Source organism: Haloarcula argentinensis DSM 12282, from assembly GCA_000336895.1.
Lineage (GTDB): Archaea > Halobacteriota > Halobacteria > Halobacteriales > Haloarculaceae > Haloarcula > Haloarcula argentinensis.
In genome coordinates, this window is sequence record AOLX01000007.1 from 1 (window position 1) to 1294 (window position 1294).

Genomic DNA, 1294 nt, shown 5'->3' on the forward strand with positions numbered 1-1294 from the left:
AAAGAATACTGACCTTTCACCCCGGCAGAACATCTACCTATCCCGATACTACCAACACGCCCACATATTGTTATTAGCAGTTCTAACCATAGCCAGACAGAACCCGAAACCGCATGACAGCGCAGGGGTCGCCGATCGCCCCGGAGTATCACCCATCACAACTTACCGCCGTCTTGCGATTCTTCCCCCTGTCGAATCCCGGCCCTATCCGTACAATCGCAGGACGGCGTAAGGATACCCCTGTCTGAACCGCCACAACTTACCGCCGTCTTGCGATTCTCCCACCACAATCACTCGCCCCTCCGCTCCCTAATCGCAGGACGGCGCAAGGGTCGCCGAAAATCGAACCGACCCCACCACCCACCACAGGGACCTATAACGGTGTCTAGGGGGACCCCACCCGGCACCTCTCACCTCGCGGTGGGACCGACCGATCTAGTCTGGTGGCGGTCCTCTATCCTCGTCGCGCCGGAAGTCTCCCGACGCAGCCGACACCCAGTCCTCGACGATCGGATCCCACGCCATCAGTGACCAGTCCTCCTCGAGCGCACTGCCGTCACGATCGTCGCCGCCCGGATCGCGTGGATCGAGATCGACGTCGGCGCTAGATCCGTACCGCCGCGACCCCGACGGCAGGAACGACAGCGAGCCACGACCGAGGTACGCACTGATGTAGTGCGCCGCGTTCCGTGCGTCCACCCGCCGGATGTCCACCACCCGGCCGAGGCCGACGCGCTCGGCCAACTGCGACAGTTCCCGCTGCGGCAGGAACCGATCCACGAGCAGGTGCAGGTGCGGCCGGTCCCGCTCGTCTCCCTCGTGCCGCACCCACAGATACGACAGGTTTGGATAGCGGTCCCTCAGTTCCGTCCTCAGCGCGTTCCACCGATCGGTGATGTACTCGTGCTTCTCCTCCTTCGACGCGGGCGCTCTGCGGTCCACTGTGAGCGTCAGGAACCGACGCATCTCCGGGCGCTCCTCCGTGATCCGTTCTATCTCCTCGATCAGTCCCATCCTCAGCCGGTGGCCGCAACACTCGCAGTCCCACGAACCGCAACGGTACGACGCCTGTTCCCCCGATTCTGTCTGGTACTTCAGGTGCGCCAAGTCCTTCCGGCAGTCCGGCCGCTCCCGATCCGGCCCGCAATCCCAGTCCCGACCGAGCCGTGACTGCTCATCCAACTCGACCTCGCCGTCGACGGGATCCGCGCTCACTCCGACCACCCCGACCGACGCGATCGCGAGCTGCTCCACGAGTGGCCCGACAGCACGTCCGGCCCAGCTGGGGCGGCAC

At 64.4% G+C, this 1294-nt stretch carries 1 protein-coding gene; it reads right to left on the reverse strand.

Going from position 1 to position 1294, the window contains the following annotated elements; genetic code table 11:
* Positions 1 to 435: 435 nt before the first annotated feature.
* Complete coding sequence (locus tag C443_RS02940; RefSeq protein WP_004045523.1) at positions 436 to 1254, reverse strand: rolling circle replication-associated protein; 819 nt, start codon at positions 1252 to 1254, stop codon at positions 436 to 438.
* Positions 1255 to 1294 lie beyond the last annotated feature (40 nt).